Source organism: Pseudomonas sp. AM8 (assembly GCF_036346475.1).
Taxonomy (GTDB): domain Bacteria; phylum Pseudomonadota; class Gammaproteobacteria; order Pseudomonadales; family Pseudomonadaceae; genus Aquipseudomonas; species Aquipseudomonas marginalis.
Window position 1 is genome coordinate 174,487 of record NZ_JAOTNX010000013.1, and the last position, 18,176, is coordinate 192,662.

An 18,176-nucleotide genomic window follows, 5' to 3' on the forward strand; every position below is an offset into this window, starting at 1 on the left:
GCCACTACAACTCATCGATATGCCGATAATCCATCTGCAACCCCACCGCCAGCTCCTGGGCCCGCCCCAACCTGATCGGCCCGCGCTCGATATCCACCAGCAACCCCGCACACGCCAGTAACGGCAACCCGGTAATGTCCTTCAGCCGCCCATCCGTAATCACCAGTACACGCTGCTGCTCGGCCGGATAACGCTTGCGCCGCGCCACCAGCCAATGCCCGGCCTCGGTCAGCGCCGCCAGCAACGGCGTACCACCGCCCGCGCCCAACTGATCCAGCCAGCCCGCCAGGCCTTTCGCAGCTTTCAACCCCTGTACCTGCCACTTCGGCGCCTGGCCGCTGGCGGTCAACAACGCTATGCGCGCCCGTTGCCGGTAAGCATCGTCAAACAGCTGGGCGAGCAAGCCCTTGGCGTCGGTTAATGCACGATGCCGCCGCGTGGACGCCGACGCATCCACGATCACCAGCCACAACTCATGGGCCGAGCGGCTGCGCAGGTGGTAGCGCAGGTCTCCACGGGAGTGCGGCCGGCCGCCGAGCAAGGTGCCCGGCCAGTTGATCGAACCCAGCTGTGCGCTGCGTGCCTTGCCCTGCCTGCCGTTGTCCAGTCGCCCCGCCTTGGGCCGGGCATCCGCCCCCGCGTCAGGTCGGGGGCGAATGCCTAGGGCTTTTTTGGCCAGGTGGGCACGTCTCGGCGCGTGCCAGTAGGCAGGGCCGGTGCGGGCATATCGCCCCATTGGCCTTGGCCGGGCGAGGTGTCCGAGGGTGTCGGCGCCTGCCCTGGCTTGGGTGGACTGGCCGGTGGGGATTGCGCCTGGCGACGGTGGCGCAAGGCGAATTCCGCCACCGCTTCGATGTCTTCTTCGGCAATGGTATCCGCGCCCCGCCACGCCGCATGGGCCCGGGCGCCGCGCAGCCAGACCAGGTCGGCGCGCAAGCCGTCGACACCGGCGGCAAAGCAACGCTCGGTGATCTGCGCCAGGGCCTGATCATCCAGCTCGATACTGTCCAGCCGCGCCCGCGCCTGGGTGCAGCGCTCGCGTAACGCCGCCTGCTGCCCGGCCCACTGGGTGCAGAACGCGGCGGGGTCACTGTCGAAATCCAGGCGCCGCCGGATGATCTGCCCGCGCTCGGCCGGCAGCGTCTGCCCGCTCAGCGCCACGTTAAAACCGAAGCGATCCAGCAACTGCGGGCGCAACTCGCCCTCCTCCGGGTTCATGGTGCCGATCAGCACAAAGCGCGCCGAATGGCGATGGGAAATGCCGTCGCGTTCGATCAGGTTGGTGCCGCTGGCGGCGACGTCGAGCAACAGGTCCACCAGGTGATCGGGCAGCAGGTTGACTTCATCCACATACAACACGCCGCCGTCGGCCTTGGCCAGCACCCCAGGGGAAAACTGCGCGCGGCCTTCGCTCAGCGCGGCATCCAGGTCCAGGGTCCCCACCAGGCGCTCTTCAGTGGCGCCCAACGGCAAGGTGACGAATTGGCCGCTGGCCAGCAGATCCGCCAGACCACGGGCCAGGGTGGATTTGGCCATGCCACGCGGGCCTTCGATCAGCACGCCGCCGATCTTCGGGTCGATGGCGGTCAGGCACAGCGCCAGTTTCAGGTCGTCGGCAGCGACCACGGCGGACAGTGGGAAATGCGGAGTATCGGTCATCCGTTCTCTCTTTAAATTCTGCTGTACAAGTAATCACCCGGTCATGAGCAAGCTACTTGTGGTGAGCGGGCTTGCCCCGCGCTGGGCTGCGAAGCAGCCCCAATAGGAGCGCTGCAGTGTGCCAGGTAGCTCCGGGACTATGTTTTTGGGGCCGCTTCGCAGCCCAGCGCGGGCGGTGCGACGATTCGACAAGCCCGCTCACCACAACAAGCCCGCCAGCCACAACAAGCCGCATCTCGCGTTCTAGCTGTCTTCTTCTATATCCAGCAACAGGTTTTCCAACGCCTCGCGATACGCCCCCGGTTCCTGCCACAAACCGCGCTGCTGGGCTTCGAGCATGCGCTCGGTCATATCACGCAGCGCTGCGGGGTTGTGCTGCTGCACAAAGGCCCGGGTGTCAGGGTCCAGCAGGTAGGCGTCGGCGAGCAATGCATATTGATGATCGTCGATCAGCGCCGTGGTGGCGTCGAAGGCGAACAGATTGTCCACGGTCGCGGCCATTTCAAACGCACCTTTATAGCCATGGCGCTTCACGCCGTCGATCCACTTGGGGTTGGCGGCGCGGGAACGGATCACCCGGTTCAGCTCTTCCTTCAAGGTGCGAATCCTCGGCAGGTCCGGCTGGCTATGGTCGCCGTGATAGCTGGCGGCCTTGTCGCCACTCAGGGTTTCCACGGCGGCGAGCATGCCGCCCTGGAATTGGTAGTAGTCGTTGGAGTCGAGCAGGTCGTGCTCGCGGTTATCCTGGTTCTGCAACACCGCCTGCACCTGGCTCAGGCGCTGGGCAAACTGTGCGCGAGCAGCGGTGCCTTCGTCGGAGCCGCCATAGGCGTAGCCGCCCCAATTCAGGTAGACCTCAGCCAGGTCCTCGCGGCTTTGCCACAGGCGCCCGTCAATGGCGCCCTGCACGCCCGCGCCGTAGGCACCGGGCTTAGCCCCGAAGATACGCCAGCCGGCCTGTTTCGCTGCGGCCTCTGCATCCAGGCCGGAGGCCAGCAACGCCGCGCGCTCACTGCGCACCTTGGCGGCCAGCGGGTTCATGTCGTCCGGCTCATCCAGGGCCGCCACCGCCTGTACCGCCGCGTCGAACAGGCGGATCAGGTTGGCGAAGGCATCGCGGAAAAACCCGGACACGCGCAAGGTGACGTCCACGCGCGGGCGGTCCAGCAGGCTGATCGGCAGGATTTCAAAGTCATCCACCCGTTGACTGCCGGTGGCCCACACCGGCCGCACGCCCATCAGCGCCATGGCCTGGGCGATGTCGTCGCCACCGGTGCGCATGGTGGCCGTGCCCCACACCGACAGGCCGAGCTGGCGCAGGTGATCGCCGTGGTCCTGCAGGTGCCGCTCAAGTATCAGGTTGGCGGACTGGAAGCCGATGCGCCACGCGGTGGTCGTCGGCAGGTTACGCACATCGACGGTGAAGAAATTGCGCCCGGTCGGCAGCACATCCAGGCGCCCCCGGCTCGGCGCACCGCTTGGGCCGGCCGGAACAAAGCGCCCGCCGAGGGCCTCCAGCAAGCCGTGCATTTCCGCCGGGCCGCAGGCATCCAGGCGTGGCGCCACGACGATGCGCAGGCTTTCGATCACCGCCTTCACCTCTTCCCAGCCGGGCTCTTCCAGCTGTTCCAGCGGCCCTTCCAACGCCTGCTCGATCATTCGCGCCGCATACAACTCCAAGCGCTCGCGGGTATCCCCGGCGGTGCGCCACTGCTGCCCATCGATCTTCTGCAACACTGCCGGGCGTCGCCCGGTCCAGGGCTCGGCCAGGGCACAGTCCAGCGGGTCAAAACCCAGCGCGAACGCCTTGGCCAACACGCGCAGCAGGCTCGATTGCGGGCCACGGCCGTCTCCACGCGGGATGCGCAGCAAGGCCAGCAAGGTGTCGATGCGCAAGCGGCCCACGGGGGATTCGCCAAAGATGTGCAGGCCGTCGCGGATCTGCGACTCCTTCAAGTCGCACAGGTAGGTGTCGAGGCGCGGCAGCCAGATAGCGGCATCGGCGTCGCCATCCAGCTCAAGCTCCTGGTCGATGCGGGTTTCGCGCACCAGCTTGAGGATGTCTTTTTGCAGCTCGCGGGCCCGGCGTGGGTCGAGCAGTTGGGCTTCGTAGTATTCGTCCGCCAACAGCTCAAGGTCCCGCAGCGGCCCGTAGGTTTCGGCGCGGGTCAGCGGCGGCATCAGGTGGTCGATGATCACCGCCTGGGTGCGCCGCTTGGCCTGGGCGCCCTCGCCCGGGTCGTTGACGATAAACGGGTAGATGTTCGGCAGCGGTCCCAGCAGCGCATCCGGCCAGCAGTTTTCCGAGAGCCCCACGCCCTTGCCCGGCAGCCATTCGAGGTTGCCGTGCTTGCCCACATGGATCACGCCATGGGCGCCGTAGGTGTGGCGCAACCAGAAGTAGAACGCCAGGTAGCCATGGGGCGGCACCAGGTCCGGGTCGTGGTACACCGCGCTGGCATCCACCTGGTAACCCCGGGCCGGCTGGATACCGACGAAGGTCTGGCCCAGGCGCAGGCCGGCGATCATCAGGCGGCCGTCACGGAACATTGGATCGTTGTGCGGCGCGCCCCATCGCTCCAGCACCGCCTGGCGGTTGGATTCAGGCAAACGCTTGAACATCGCCTCGTAGTCGTCCAGGCCGAGGCTTTGATGACAGGGGCGCAGGTCGAGGCTGTCGAGGTCGTTGGTGACGCCGCCGAGCAGGTCATGGATCAGTGCAGTGCCGCTCTCAGGCAGTTGATCCGGCACCGGATAGCCTTCGGCCTGCAGGGCACGCAGGATATTCAGCGCGGCGGCCGGGGTGTCCAGGCCCACACCATTGCCGATACGGCCGTCGCGGGTCGGGTAGTTGGCAAGGATCAGGGCGATGCGTTTATCCTCATTCGGTACCCGTGCCAGCTCGACCCAACGGCGCGCCAGCTCGGCGACGAAGTCCATGCGTTCGGGCGCTGCGCGGTAGCACACCACGTCCGACTGGCTGCGCTCGCTGCGCCAGGCCAGATCCTTGAAGCTGATCGGACGGCTGATAATGCGCCCGTCCAGCTCCGGCAAGGCAATGTGCATCGCCAAGTCGCGCGGGCCAAGACCTTGCTCGCTGGCCTGCCAGCCCGGCTGGTTATCCTGGGCGCAGATCGCCTGGATCACCGGGATATTGCGACGAAACGGACGCAGATGCGGGGCTTCGGGGCTGGATTGGGCAAAACCGGTGGTGTTCAGGATCACTGCCGCGCCGACCTCATCCAGCAGGTCCTCGACCACCGCCAGGCAGCCGGGTTCTTTCAAACTGGCCACCGCCATCGGCAACGGGTTAAGGCCCGCCGCCTGCAAGCGCTGGCAGAACACATCGATAAAACCGGTATTGGCCGCCTGCAGGTGCGAGCGGTAGAACAGCACCGCCGCCACGGGCCAATCCGCGTGCCAATCGGTCTGCCAGTCATTGAGGCGAGGGTTGGCTTTGTGCGGGTGATAGATCGCGGTGCGCGGCAAGGTCTGCGGCTCGGCCCACGGGTAATCGCGGTCCAAGTAGCCGCTGGCCAGGCAGCGGAAAAAATCCAGCGCGTTAGAGAGCCCGCCCTGGCGCAGGAAGTGCCACAGGCGGTCGCGCTGTTCGGCATTCACCGTGCTCAGGCCGCTGAGCTCCGGGTCCGGGCGATCATCACCCGGCACCAGGATCAGGGTGACGCCGCGCTCGGCCAGCTCCACCAAACGCTCGATGCCGTAGCGCCAGTAACCGATGCCGCCGTGCAGCGAAATCAGGATGACCTTGGCGTGGCGCAGCACCTCATCCACATACAGGTCGACCGAGGCGTGGTTCTGCACCTGCATCGGGTTGGCCAGGCGCAGGCTGGGGTAATCCTCGGGCAACTGCTGGGCGGCTTCGGCCAGCAGCGCCAGGCTGGAATCGCCGCTGCACAGGATCACCAGTTCAGCGGGGGTTTGGCCAAGGTCGGCAATATTGTCGTCCGCGACGAAACCACCGGGCTGAGTCCTGAGCAGGTGCATGGGTTAAACGCTGAGGGCAGCGCGCAGTTGCGCTTCGAGGCCCGCTGCGTCCAGCGCCTGGCCGATCAGCACCAGCCGCGTGATGCGCGCTTCGTCGGCGCCCCAGGCACGGTCGAAGTGCTTGTCGAAACGCGTGCCCACACCCTGGATCAGCAGGCGCATCGGCTTGTTCGGGATGGCGGCGAAGCCTTTGACCCGCAGGATACCGTGCTGAACCACCAACTGGTTCAGGGCGTCGAGCAGCAGCGCTTCGTCGGCTTGGGGCAGGTCGATGGAGATGGAATCGAAGGCGTCGTGATCATGCTCGTCTTCACCTTCGTGGTGATGATCGTGGTGGCTATGGCGAGCGTCGATATGTTCTTCGGAACCCGCGCCCAGGCCGATCAATACGTCCAACGGCAGGCGACCGCTGCTGGCTTCGATGATCTTCACCGCCGGCGGCAGCTCTTCGGCGACTTCCAGGCGCACACGGGCCAGGTCTTCGGCGCTGATCAGGTCGGATTTGTTGAGGATCACCAGGTCGGCGCTGGCCAGTTGGTCGGCAAACAGCTCGTGCAGCGGCGATTCGTGGTCCAGGTTCGGGTCGAGTTTGCGCTGGGCATCGACCTGATCCGGGAACGCGGCGAACGTGCCGGCGGCCACGGCCGGGCTGTCGACCACGGTGATGACCGCATCAACCGTGCAGGCGCTGCGGATTTCCGGCCACTGGAAGGCCTGCACCAAGGGTTTTGGCAGGGCCAGGCCCGAGGTTTCGATGAGGATATGGTCGAGGTCGCCACGACGGGCGACCAGTTCGCGCATCACCGGGAAGAACTCCTCCTGCACGGTGCAGCACAGGCAGCCGTTGGCCAGCTCGTACACACGGCCGTTGGCCTCTTCTTCGGTGCAGCCGATGGAGCACTGCTTGAGGATCTCACCGTCGATGCCCAACTCGCCGAACTCGTTGACGATTACCGCAATGCGACGGCCCTGGGCGTTGTCGAGCATATGGCGCAGCAAGGTGGTCTTGCCCGAGCCAAGGAAGCCGGTAACGATGGTGACGGGGAGTTTGGCCAGTGTTTTCATCGGATGCCCTTTGGGGCGGGCATACAGGACGATAGGCACTGCGGCGGCGCGCAGAAGCGGATTTCGTCACCGGATCACCCCGCCCGGTTGAATTGGAAAATCGGTGGCGAGGCAGGTCTCCTGGCTTGGGGCTTGCGGGTCTTGCGACCGGCGCCGACTGCGCCTTCCCGCCGCAGTGGCAGTGGCGTGGCAGTCAGATAAACCCTTCACAGTTGCGGGGGCAGCCGCGGCTTGGACCGCGTTCCCTTCTTAGCTTCGGCCTGGGCCGAAGAACCTCGAGGGTGCAAGGCTACAGGGGCTCGCCGCATTTGACTACCGTCCCCGGCCCATGCTCTCCTACACATCTTGTTTCGGGTGCCCTTCACAGGGTGAAACGGGAAACCGGTGAGTCATGGCGTCATGACGAGTCCGGTGCTGCCCCCGCAACGGTAAGCGAGTGAAGCGTCAGATCCACTGTGCCTGTACGGCATGGGAAGGCGACGCTTTATAGACCCAGTGTCCCTCGCAAGCCCGGAGACCGGCCCGAATAACATCGAATAACAAACCCGCGGTGGGCGGGCGCTGTTAAAACCCTGCGTGCCTGGCTCGCGGAGTTTGCATGCGCTCGTGTCACCTTGACACCTGAAAGGGACGCGCCATGTCGATCATCAGCAGCACCTCGCACACCGCCAGCAGCTCCGCCACCCTCAGCCAACGCCTGACCGCCGCCATCGGTGCGTCGATCCTCGGCGCGTGCCTGGTGTATTTCGCCGGTTTCTCGCACATCGAGGCGGTGCACAACGCTGCCCACGATACCCGCCACAGCGCCGCGTTCCCGTGCCACTGAGGCCTGCCGACATGATCAAGCGTATTGCGCAAACCGCAGGGTTCACCGGCCTGCTGGCCGCCCTGCTGCTGACCCTGCTGCAAAGCTTCTGGGTCGCTCCGCTGATTCTGCAGGCGGAAACCTTTGAAAAGGCCCCGGCCGCGACTGAAGTGGCCCATGAGCACGCCGCTGGCGCCGCCGCACACACCCACGACGCCGAAGCCTGGGAGCCGGAAGACGGCTGGCAGCGCGTGCTGTCGACCACCGGCGGCAACCTGGTGGTGGCCGTCGGCTTCGCCCTGATGCTGGCCGGCCTCTACACCCTGCGCGCACCGACCCGCACGACCCAAGGCTTGCTGTGGGGCCTGGCCGGTTACGCGACCTTTGTGCTGGCGCCCACCCTGGGCCTGCCACCGGAGCTGCCGGGCACTGCCGCCGCCGACCTGGCGCAACGGCAGATCTGGTGGATCGGCACCGCTGCCTCCACGGCGGCCGGGATTGCGCTGATCGTGTTTGGTCGCAACTGGCTGCTGAAAGTCCTGGGCGTGGCGATCCTGGTGGTGCCGCATGTGATCGGTGCACCGCAGCCGGAAACCCATTCGATGCTGGCGCCGGAAGCCCTCGAAGCGCAGTTCAAGATCGCTTCGCAGTTGACCAACGTGGCGTTCTGGCTGGCCCTTGGCCTGATCAGTGCCTGGTTGTTCCGCCGCAACCGCGACGATCAATACTCGGCATGACCCTGGTGGTCGGCCTGGGTTGCCAGCGGGGTTGTGATGTCGACACCCTGCTGGCGCTGTTCGACAGCGCCCTCGCCGCAGGCGGGATCGAGCGTCAGCGTGTCAGCGCGCTGGCCAGTATTGACCGCAGGCAGGATGAGCCCGGATTACTCGCCCTGGCCCGGTTGCTCAACCTGCCGTTGCAGTGTTTCAGCGCCGGGCAACTGGCGGCTTATGAAGCCAGGCTGAGTCACAGGTCCACGGTCGCCTTCGCCCATACCGGCTGTTACGGCATCGCCGAAAGTGCCGCCCTGGCCCTGGCCGAACAGCTCTGCGGCGGCCCTGCCCGTTTGCTGATCACCCGTCAGAAAAACGCCCAGGCCACCTTTGCATTGGCCTGCGCCGGCTAAAATCCCGATAATCGCCCTTCCCGATCATGAGCAATCTTCATGCTCGCCCGTTTTTCCACAGGAATTCTCCATGACCGTCTACTTCATCGGCGCCGGCCCCGGCGATCCGGAATTGATCACCGTCAAAGGCCAACGCCTGATCCGCAGTTGCTCGGTGATCATCTATGCCGGCTCGCTGGTGCCGGCGGCGGTGCTGGAAGGTCATCAGGCGCAACAGGTGGTCAACAGCGCCGAACTGCACCTGGAACAGATCATCGAACTGATCAAGACCGCCCACGCCAACGACCAGGATGTGGCCCGCGTGCACTCCGGCGACCCGAGCCTGTATGGCGCGATTGGCGAGCAGATCCGTTACCTGCGCGAGTTGGGCATCCCCTTCCAGATCATTCCCGGCGTCACCGCAGTGGCCGCCTGCGCAGCGTTGCTGGAGACCGAACTGACCTTGCCGGACATCGCCCAAAGCGTGATCCTGACGCGCTACGCCGATAAAACCCGCATGCCGGCCGGGGAAGACTTCGACAGCCTGGCCCGGCATGGCACCACCATGGCGATTCATCTGGGGGTCAACCATTTGGAGAAGATCGTCGCCGAACTGCTGCCGCACTACGGAGCAGACTGCCCGATTGCCGTGGTACACCGGGCGACATGGCCGGATCAGGATTGGGCCATCGGCACACTCAGCGATATTGCCGACAAAGTCGCCGCCAAGGGCTTTCGGCGTACGGCGTTGATTGTGGTAGGTCGGGTACTGGCGAGTGATAGCTTCAGTGAGTCGTCGCTGTATCGGGCGGGGCATGCGCACCTTTATCGACCTTGATGATTTACTTCAAAAAATCAAAGCAATCCATTGATTTAAATGACTAAATACAAAAAATTTTGGAGGGGGCTTGCCCCCTCCCACACTTAATCCTACTTGTTAGATAGATGGCATAACTGTTTGAATTTTAATAATAAAAAACGACGCTCACGGGCGCCGTTTTTTGTTCGCAGTGAACACCTTACTCAGTAGTAGGCGTTTTCTTTCTGCGTGTGGTCTGTCACGTCACGGACGCCCTTGAGCTCCGGAATACGCTCGAGCAAGGTCCGCTCGATGCCCTCGCGCAGGGTCACGTCTGCCTGGCCGCAGCCCTGGCAGCCGCCGCCGAACTTCAATACGGCAATGCCGTCTTCGACGACGTCGATCAGGCTGACCTGACCACCGTGGCTCGCGAGCCCAGGGTTGATCTCGGTTTGCAGATAGTAGTTGATGCGCTCGTTGACCGGGCTGTCGGCGTTGACGTTCGGCACCTTGGCGTTGGGCGCCTTGATGGTCAATTGGCCGCCCATGCGGTCGGTGGCGTAGTCGACCACGGCATCGTCCAGGAAGGCTTCGCTGAAGTTGTCGATATACGCGGTGAAGCTTTTCAGCCCCAGGGCGGTGTCTTCAGGTTTCTCTTCACCGGGCTTGCAGTAGGCGATGCACGTCTCGGCGTACTGGGTGCCAGGCTGGGTGATAAAGACGCGGATGCCGATACCCGGGGTGTTCTGCTTGGACAGCAGGTCAGCCAGGTAATCGTGGGCGGCGTCGGTAATGGTTATGGCAGTCATGGAAACTCCTCACAGGCTTGCCGGCAGTTTACGCCAAAATATTACGCAGGTACAAAGTCCGAGTAATTTTGTCGGAAAAGACGCTGACCTCTGTCAGAGGTTTTCATAACGGTTCATATCCAGCACCCCCTCTTCCACCGGCGTCGTCTCGCGGATGTACTGGGACAAATCGTGGAAATACTGCCAGAACAACGGGTGGCTGCGGCGCACGCCCCAGCGGTTGACAATTTTCTCAAAGCGATTGGCGTCCTTGGCCCGCTCCATTTCGGCGACGAATTCGGGCACTTCCTGGGCAGGGATGTTGAACATGAAGTTCGGGTAACTGCTGAGCACTCCAGGGTAAAGGGTCAGTGTGTCCAGGCCCGGCTGATAGCGATAAGCCTCGCCCAGCAGAAATGCCACGTTACTGTGAGCGCGATTGCGCAGCAGGCTGTAGACCACGCGCTTGCCGCTGGCGGTTTCGACGCGCAGCATCGTCGCTTCGGGTAACTGGTCAATCACCTTGAGCCCCGCCGCCGGGCGTGAAGTCAGGCGGCTGAACGCCTGTTCGGCGTCCTGCAGCGCCGGGTCGATACCGTCGCGCGAACAAAACGCGCCCCCGCAACGGTTGATCGGATCCGGGCTGGCATTCAGGTCACCGTAGCGGGCAAGCAACTGGTTGGCGAAGTCGCGCTTGGGGTCCTTTTTATCCAGGTGCAAGGCAGTAGGCGTGTCGTCGTCGATGGCTTCGTAATCCAGCCACAGCTTGATCTTGCCGCTGTTCTGGTACCAATCATCCATAAACGCATCGCGGCTATCGGCCGGCATCAGGCGCAGGAAGTTCTGCTCGGCACCGTTGCGGATCAGGTCGAAGTACAGCCGGGTCTGGGCCTGGTGCGATACGTTGCCGAACACATCGAAATTGACCACCAGTTGGTAATAGGTGCGCTCGAGCAACGGATAGTCGAACAACCACAGTGTCTGCGGGACTTCACCAATCAGGCCCTTATTGACCGAGGCGCTGTCGAAGTGGCGGAAGATGCTTAACAGGGCATTGTCATTGCCGGCCCACAGGGTCGACCAACTGGGTGCCGGCAACTCGGCATAGCTGTCTCGCCGCAGGGCTTCGTACTGGTTGCGCTTATCGCGGTATTCGAGCCACAGGCTGAGCACACTGCCCACATCGTCATTCTGCCCTGGCATCGCCAGCAACGGCGTGACCTGGCCGCGATAGCGCGCATCGGTGACGTACAGGTCGTGGTCGGGCGCCTGGAACAACGCCCAGAAATTGTCGCGGATCACGTCCGTGGCAATTTGCCCGCGGCACACCGGCCCGCGAATAAAGGTGCGCACAAAGTACTCGGCGTTATCCAGCATGAACTGGTAGCGCGCCTGGGCGGGAATCGCCTCGAATGTCTCGAAAGGGTTGGCACGGCGGCCGGGGCCGTAGCCCGGCAAGGCGCTGGCCTGCCAGTCACCGCTGTAGAACAAGGCTTTGACCCGCGCCATTTTCTCTGCGCTGAGGGGGTATGTGATGTGAGTCTTGTGGACGATCACCCCTTCCACGGGCCACAGGCGGTAGTACACGCGGGTGCCGGGATCGTCATTGGGACGTCGGGTGTTGATCAGGTCAATCGGCTGGCCGCTGGGAGTACGCGAGCGCACCCACTGGAAGAAATGCCCCGGCTCACCGCCTTCGAAATACAGATGCGCAATAAACAAATGCTCGAACAGCCAACGGGCTACCAGGCTTTCCCGGGCGCCGGGGGCGTTGAACAGGCTTTCCCATTGCAGCACCTGCGCGGCTTCCTGGGCACTGGGGGCCACACCTTGCTCGTCAATCGGTGCACCGGAGGCCAGCCAGCGTTGCAGGGTCTGGTACTGCTGGTCGCTCAGGCCGGTGACCGCCAACGGCATGCCCTCCTTGGGATGGGCACCGGCATAGGCGTTGAACTCGCCCGGCGTGGCGCACATGTTTTCGCGGCTCAGGCCCAATACGATCTCTTCGGGCAACCTGGCATTGGGCTTCAGGGCTGCGGTATGCCCCAGCTCCAGCATGCGCGCCATCAACGCAGCCTGGCTGCCCTGGGCGTCGAGAACCGAATAAAAACCCTTCTGCTGCCACGCCTGCTTGCCGAAGGCGTCATAGAACAAGCGCGTGGTGGGTGTGGCCTGGCTGCGCTCGCCGTCGTACACCGGCACTTTGGTCGCACCGCGCGCCGCGCCCTCGGCACTGCCCAGGTTCAGTTGGCAGGCCGAGTCGTAGCACGCATGGCAAGCCACGCACTTCTCGGTGAAGATCGGTTGAATATCGCGCGTATAGGAGATCGCCTGAGGGGGACCTTCCGCCAGAGCGGTACTGGCTATCAATGCCAGGACGGCGCTGACGATAAGACGAAGTGACATGTATCCGGTCCCGATTCAATGCGTGCGGTTTAAAGTGGCGGTGATTCTACCGGGCCATGCACCCGCTCAACATGAGCGATATTCATGCAAAACCCCGGCATGCCGCAAATCCGCACAGGTTTGTTATGATCCACGCCCTCCGTAATGCCTGACCAGAGTAGTCCCATGTCCGATCGTAGCGCTCGTCTGCAAGCCCTTTACCACGCCCTCAAGGAACGCATCCTGATCCTCGACGGCGGCATGGGCACGATGATCCAGAGCTATAAACTGGAAGAACACGACTACCGCGGCAAACGCTTCGCCGACTGGCCGAGCGACGTCAAGGGCAACAACGACCTGCTGGTGCTCACCCGCCCGGACGTGATCGGCGGGATCGAGAAGGCCTACCTGGATGCCGGAGCCGACATCCTCGAAACCAACACCTTCAACGCCACCCGTATCTCCATGGCCGACTACGGCATGGAAGAACTGGCCTATGAACTGAACGTCGAAGGCGCACGCCTGGCGCGCAGGATCGCCGATGCCAAGACCGCCGAGAACCCGGCCAAGCCGCGTTTCGTCGCCGGCGTCCTCGGCCCGACCAGCCGCACCTGCTCGCTGTCGCCCGATGTGAACAACCCCGGCTACCGCAACGTCACCTTCGATGAACTGGTGGAGAACTACACCGAGGCCACCCAAGGCCTGATCGAGGGCGGTGCCGACCTGATCCTGATCGAGACCATCTTCGACACCCTCAACGCCAAGGCCGCGATCTTCGCCGTGCAGGGTGTGTTCGAAGCGCTCGGTATCGAATTGCCGATCATGATCTCCGGCACCATCACCGACGCCTCCGGCCGTACCCTCTCGGGCCAGACCACTGAAGCCTTCTGGAACTCGGTCGCCCACGCCAAGCCGATTTCCGTGGGCCTGAACTGCGCCCTCGGCGCCAGCGAGCTGCGCCCGTACCTGGAAGAGCTGTCCAACAAAGCCAATACCCATGTGTCCGCGCACCCCAACGCCGGCCTGCCCAATGAATTCGGCGAGTACGACGAATTGCCGTCGGAAACCGCCAAGGTCATCGAAGAGTTCGCCCAGAGCGGCTTCCTCAATATCGTCGGCGGCTGCTGCGGCACCACCCCGGGCCATATCGAAGCCATCGCCAAGGCCGTGGCCGGCTACGCGCCGCGCACCATCCCGGACATCCCCAAGGCCTGTCGCCTGTCGGGCCTGGAGCCGTTCACCATTGATCGCAGCTCGTTGTTCGTCAACGTCGGCGAGCGCACCAACATCACCGGTTCTGCGCGTTTCGCCCGCCTGATCCGCGAGGACAACTACACCGAAGCCCTGGAAGTCGCCCTGCAACAGGTGGAAGCCGGCGCCCAGGTGATCGACATCAACATGGACGAGGGCATGCTCGATTCGAAGAAGGCCATGGTGACCTTCCTCAATCTGATTGCCGGCGAGCCGGACATCTCCCGCGTACCGATCATGATCGACTCCTCCAAGTGGGAAGTGATCGAAGCCGGCCTCAAGTGCATCCAGGGCAAGGGCATCGTCAACTCCATCAGCATGAAGGAAGGGGTCGAGCAGTTCATTCACCACGCCAAGCTGTGCAAGCGCTACGGCGCCGCCGTGGTGGTGATGGCGTTCGACGAAGCCGGCCAGGCCGACACCGAAGCGCGCAAGAAGGAAATCTGCAAGCGCTCCTACGACATCCTGGTCAATGAAGTCGGCTTCCCGCCGGAAGACATCATCTTCGACCCGAACATCTTCGCGGTCGCCACCGGCATCGAAGAGCACAACAACTACGCCGTCGATTTCATCAACGCCTGCGCCTATATTCGCGACGAGCTGCCGTATGCGCTGACCTCCGGTGGCGTGTCCAACGTGTCGTTCTCGTTCCGTGGCAACAACCCGGTGCGTGAGGCGATCCACTCGGTGTTCCTGCTGTATGCGATCCGCAACGGCCTGACCATGGGTATCGTCAACGCCGGCCAGTTGGAGATCTATGACCAGATCCCGGCCGAGCTGCGCGATGCCGTGGAAGATGTAGTCCTCAACCGCACCCCGGAAGGCACCGACGCCCTCCTCGCCATTGCCGACAAGTACAAGGGCGACGGCAGCGTAAAAGAAGCCGAGACCGAAGAGTGGCGCGGCTGGCCGGTCAACAAGCGCCTGGAACACGCGCTGGTCAAGGGCATCACCACCCATATCGTCGAAGACACCGAAGAATCGCGGCTGTCGTTCGCGCGCCCGATCGAAGTGATCGAAGGCCCGCTGATGTCCGGCATGAACATCGTTGGCGACCTGTTCGGCGCCGGCAAGATGTTCCTGCCCCAGGTGGTGAAATCCGCCCGCGTGATGAAGCAGGCCGTGGCCCACTTGATCCCGTTCATCGAGCTGGAAAAAGGCGACAAGCCGGAAGCGAAGGGCAAGATCCTGATGGCCACGGTGAAGGGCGACGTGCACGACATCGGCAAGAACATCGTCGGCGTGGTACTCGGCTGCAACGGCTATGACATCGTCGACCTCGGCGTAATGGTGCCGGCCGAGAAGATCCTGCAGGTGGCCAAGGAACAGAAGTGCGACATTATCGGGCTGTCCGGCCTGATCACGCCGTCCCTGGACGAGATGGTGCATGTGGCCCGCGAGATGCAGCGCCAGGATTTCCACCTGCCGCTGATGATCGGCGGTGCGACCACCTCCAAGGCGCACACGGCGGTGAAGATCGAGCCCAAGTACAGCAACGACGCGGTGATCTACGTCACCGACGCCTCCCGTGCGGTGGGCGTGGCCACGCAGCTGCTGTCCAAGGAATTGAAGGCCGGCTTCGTCGAGAAGACCCGCCTGGAATACATCGACGTGCGTGAACGCACCTCCAACCGCAGCGCGCGCACCGAACGCCTGAGCTACCCGGCGGCCATCGCCAAGAAGCCGCAGTTCGACTGGAGCACCTACACGCCGGTCAAGCCAACCTTCACCGGCTCAAGGGTGTTGGACAATATCGACCTCAACGTCCTGGCCGAGTACATCGACTGGACTCCGTTCTTTATCTCCTGGGACCTGGCCGGCAAGTTCCCGCGCATCCTGACCGATGAAGTGGTGGGTGAAGCCGCCACCGCGCTGTACGCCGACGCCCAGGAAATGCTCAGGAAACTGATCGACGAAAAACTCATCAGCGCCCGTGCGGTGTTCGGTTTCTGGCCGACCAACCAGGTGCAGGACGATGACCTGGAAGTCTACGGCGAAGACGGCCAGCCGATTGCCAGGCTGCACCACCTGCGCCAGCAGATCATCAAGACCGACGGCAAGCCGAACTTCTCCCTGGCCGACTTCGTCGCTCCAAAAGACAGCGGCGTGACCGACTACATCGGTGGCTTCATCACCACCGCCGGCATCGGCGCCGAAGAAGTGGCCAAGGCCTACCAGGACGCGGGTGACGACTACAACTCGATCATGGTCAAGGCCCTGGCCGACCGCCTGGCCGAGGCCTGTGCCGAGTGGCTGCACCAGCAGGTGCGCAAGGAACACTGGGGCTACGCCAAGGACGAGCAACTGGACAACGAGGCGCTGATCAAGGAGCAGTACAGCGGCATCCGCCCTGCCCCCGGCTACCCGGCGTGCCCGGACCACACCGAGAAAGCCCAGTTGTTCCAACTGCTCGACCCCGAGGCCCGCGAAATGCAGGCTGGGCGCAGCGGCGTGTTCCTCACCGAGCACTATGCGATGTTCCCGGCGGCGGCGGTCAGCGGCTGGTACTTCGCCCACCCGCAGGCGCAGTACTTTGCCGTGGGCAAGGTCGACAAGGATCAGGTGACCAGCTACACCGCGCGCAAGGGCCAGGACCTGGCCGTGACCGAGCGCTGGCTGGCGCCGAACCTGGGCTACGACAACTAAGCCGGCCTGGATTGTCTATGCTGTCCCTCACACACCTTGTGTCGAGGGATGTATGGACGATCCAGTCAACAACAAGCCGCCGACCTTCTGGCAGATGCTCCACAGCGTCATGGCCGCTGCGTTTGGCGTGCAGAGCGGCAAGAATCGCGCCCGCGACTTCACCCACGGCAAGCCCAGCCACTTCGTGATCCTGGGCATTCTGTTCACAGCAGTATTCGCCTTGACGCTGTTCGGCATCGTCAAACTGGTGCTGCACCTGGCCGGCGTCTAGCGCAGCAGCAGGTGCAGGCTGAACGGGTAACGATAGGACACGGGCTTGTCCTGGGCGGACAACGCGCGGAAATTCACCGACGGTGTCGGCCCCAACAAGCGCCGCGCCTGGCCGGCATCGATCAATTGGAATAGCGCCAACTGCCGGTCGCGTCCGCCATAGGCGCCAATGTCCAGGCCCTTGGCATCGTCATGGACCAACACCATGGCCCAGCCGCCCACGGTGAAATGCCCGGCGACCAGGGACGACAAGCGTCCATCCAGGCGTGCCTGCAGGATCTCCGGCGAGCTGTTGACCGCGCTGAACAGCACGTCCCTGCCCGGTAACCGCCCACTGCCCTGCAGCGCCTGCATGGCGCCCAGCGCCATCTGATCGTTGGCCGACCACACCAGCGCCGTCTGCGGGTAGCGCTTGAACAGTTGCGTCGCTTGTTCGAAGGCGCGTTCGCGGTTCCATTCGCCGTAGACCAACTGACGCAGGCGCACCTCGGGATGCTCGGCCAGCGCCCGACGCATGCCGCGCTCACGCAATTGCGCCCCCGGGGTGGACTTGGTCCCGGAAAACGCCAACAGGTCGAGGGGCTCGCCCGGCGCAACCGGACCGTGCTGGCGCAACAGATCACGGAGCATCAGGTAGCCAGCCTGTTCATCGTCAGCCACCAGGCTGCCGATCAAACGGATGCCACGGCGGGTTCCCAGCAATTGCGCCTGATCGGATGTCAGCGCGCTGTTCACCAGCAGCAGCTTGACGCCACTGCCCTCGGCCATGCGCAGGATCTGCGGTGCAACGTACTGCTCATTCACCAGCACCAGGTAATCGGGCCGCTGGCTGCCTTGCAGCACCTCACGCGCCTGAGCCAGCGTGTTGCCGGCATCACGCTCGCCATAACGCACGCGCAAGTCCAGGCCGAGGTCCTTGGCGGCGGCCTGCATGAATTGCGCGTAGCTGACCCAGAAGGTTTCCGTCGCCATGCCCGGGTTGAGAAACACCACCGACGTTGCATGAGCCATCACCCCATACGTCGATCCCAGCAACCAGACACACGTAATCAACACCTTCAACATGGATGCTTGAGCCTCGAAAATAGGCCGCCATGATAGTGGCAATGCCTGAACCAATCGAGGCTCAATCAACGTCCTTTATTGGTGGCTGACCCAGAAAACGGCCGTTCCCACCACCAGAATGATCAGGAACAGAATGGCCCAGGCATCAACGGTACTGTCAGGTTTACGGGCTTTGGTCGGATTGCTCATTGCATCGCCTCTTGTCGGTTTTATAGGTGATTGCACTCAAACACGATCACAGTAAAGTTCACGATTGCCCGCATGACAAATGTGGGTATCGCGATAACCTTTCTCATTAGTCATTTTGGTTATGTGCATATACTCAAACATCAC

General features: G+C 63.4%; 13 protein-coding genes and 2 riboswitches. Of the genes, 6 read left to right on the top strand and 7 right to left on the bottom strand.

The window, feature by feature from the left end:
• Nucleotides 1–4: 4 nt before the first annotated feature.
• The 4 genes from V3W40_RS27330 to cobW form a co-directional block, all read right to left on the bottom strand.
• On the bottom strand, nucleotides 5–607 hold the full coding sequence (locus V3W40_RS27330; RefSeq protein ID WP_330216070.1) for a vWA domain-containing protein: 603 nt from the start codon (nucleotides 605–607) through the stop codon (nucleotides 5–7).
• Nucleotides 608–660: 53 nt separating this feature from the next.
• A complete protein-coding gene (locus tag V3W40_RS27335; protein WP_330216033.1) occupies nucleotides 661–1,659 on the bottom strand; it encodes an ATP-binding protein in 999 nt (332 codons plus the stop codon).
• A 243-nt stretch (nucleotides 1,660–1,902) separates the two neighbouring features.
• On the bottom strand, nucleotides 1,903–5,664 hold the full coding sequence (gene cobN, locus V3W40_RS27340; RefSeq protein WP_330216034.1) for a cobaltochelatase subunit CobN: 3,762 nt from the start codon (nucleotides 5,662–5,664) through the stop codon (nucleotides 1,903–1,905).
• A gap of 3 nt (nucleotides 5,665–5,667) precedes the next feature.
• Entirely contained in the window at nucleotides 5,668–6,729 is a 1,062-nt protein-coding gene (gene cobW, locus V3W40_RS27345) for a cobalamin biosynthesis protein CobW (RefSeq protein WP_065947746.1), read from the bottom strand.
• A gap of 93 nt (nucleotides 6,730–6,822) precedes the next feature.
• A riboswitch (cobalamin riboswitch) is annotated at nucleotides 6,823–7,022 on the bottom strand.
• 42 nt (nucleotides 7,023–7,064) lie between these two features.
• Nucleotides 7,065–7,269, top strand: a riboswitch (cobalamin riboswitch).
• 97 nt (nucleotides 7,270–7,366) lie between these two features.
• Here cobW and V3W40_RS27350 point away from each other — a divergent pair.
• The 4 genes from V3W40_RS27350 (at nucleotide 7,367) to cobM (ending at nucleotide 9,477) form a co-directional block, all read left to right on the top strand.
• On the top strand, nucleotides 7,367–7,555 hold the full coding sequence (locus V3W40_RS27350; RefSeq protein WP_027606475.1) for a CbtB domain-containing protein: 189 nt from the start codon (nucleotides 7,367–7,369) through the stop codon (nucleotides 7,553–7,555).
• Between the two features lie 11 nt (nucleotides 7,556–7,566).
• On the top strand, nucleotides 7,567–8,271 hold the full coding sequence (locus V3W40_RS27355) for a CbtA family protein (RefSeq protein ID WP_065927904.1): 705 nt from the start codon (nucleotides 7,567–7,569) through the stop codon (nucleotides 8,269–8,271).
• Nucleotides 8,268–8,660 (top strand): cobalamin biosynthesis protein, encoded by a 393-nt coding sequence (locus tag V3W40_RS27360; RefSeq protein ID WP_074846404.1) that lies wholly within the window; start codon nucleotides 8,268–8,270, stop codon nucleotides 8,658–8,660. The genes V3W40_RS27355 and V3W40_RS27360 overlap by 4 nt, the downstream gene beginning before the upstream one ends.
• Nucleotides 8,661–8,730: 70 nt before the next feature.
• On the top strand, nucleotides 8,731–9,477 hold the full coding sequence (gene cobM / locus V3W40_RS27365; RefSeq protein WP_330216035.1) for a precorrin-4 C(11)-methyltransferase: 747 nt from the start codon (nucleotides 8,731–8,733) through the stop codon (nucleotides 9,475–9,477).
• A gap of 185 nt (nucleotides 9,478–9,662) precedes the next feature.
• Here cobM and nfuA read toward each other — a convergent pair whose 3' ends face one another.
• On the bottom strand, nucleotides 9,663–10,247 hold the full coding sequence (gene nfuA, locus V3W40_RS27370; protein WP_017136914.1) for a Fe-S biogenesis protein NfuA: 585 nt from the start codon (nucleotides 10,245–10,247) through the stop codon (nucleotides 9,663–9,665).
• A 93-nt stretch (nucleotides 10,248–10,340) separates the two neighbouring features.
• Complete coding sequence (locus tag V3W40_RS27375; RefSeq protein WP_330216036.1) at nucleotides 10,341–12,632, bottom strand: fatty acid cis/trans isomerase; 2,292 nt, start codon at nucleotides 12,630–12,632, stop codon at nucleotides 10,341–10,343.
• A gap of 165 nt (nucleotides 12,633–12,797) precedes the next feature.
• Between V3W40_RS27375 and metH the strand changes: the two genes are divergently transcribed.
• Both metH and V3W40_RS27385 read left to right on the top strand, forming a co-directional pair.
• Nucleotides 12,798–16,508 (top strand): methionine synthase, encoded by a 3,711-nt coding sequence (metH, locus tag V3W40_RS27380; RefSeq protein ID WP_330216037.1) that lies wholly within the window; start codon nucleotides 12,798–12,800, stop codon nucleotides 16,506–16,508.
• A gap of 52 nt (nucleotides 16,509–16,560) precedes the next feature.
• Nucleotides 16,561–16,779 carry a DUF2970 domain-containing protein gene (locus V3W40_RS27385; RefSeq protein ID WP_027606482.1) on the top strand — a complete coding sequence of 73 codons (219 nt, stop codon included), beginning with the start codon at nucleotides 16,561–16,563 and terminating at the stop codon, nucleotides 16,777–16,779.
• Here V3W40_RS27385 and V3W40_RS27390 read toward each other — a convergent pair.
• The gene (locus V3W40_RS27390) at nucleotides 16,776–17,843 is read right to left on the bottom strand and encodes an ABC transporter substrate-binding protein (protein WP_323146802.1); all 1,068 of its coding nucleotides are present in this window, start codon (nucleotides 17,841–17,843) and stop codon (nucleotides 16,776–16,778) included. The genes V3W40_RS27385 and V3W40_RS27390 overlap by 4 nt on opposite strands.
• Nucleotides 17,844–18,176: the final 333 nt, after the last annotated feature.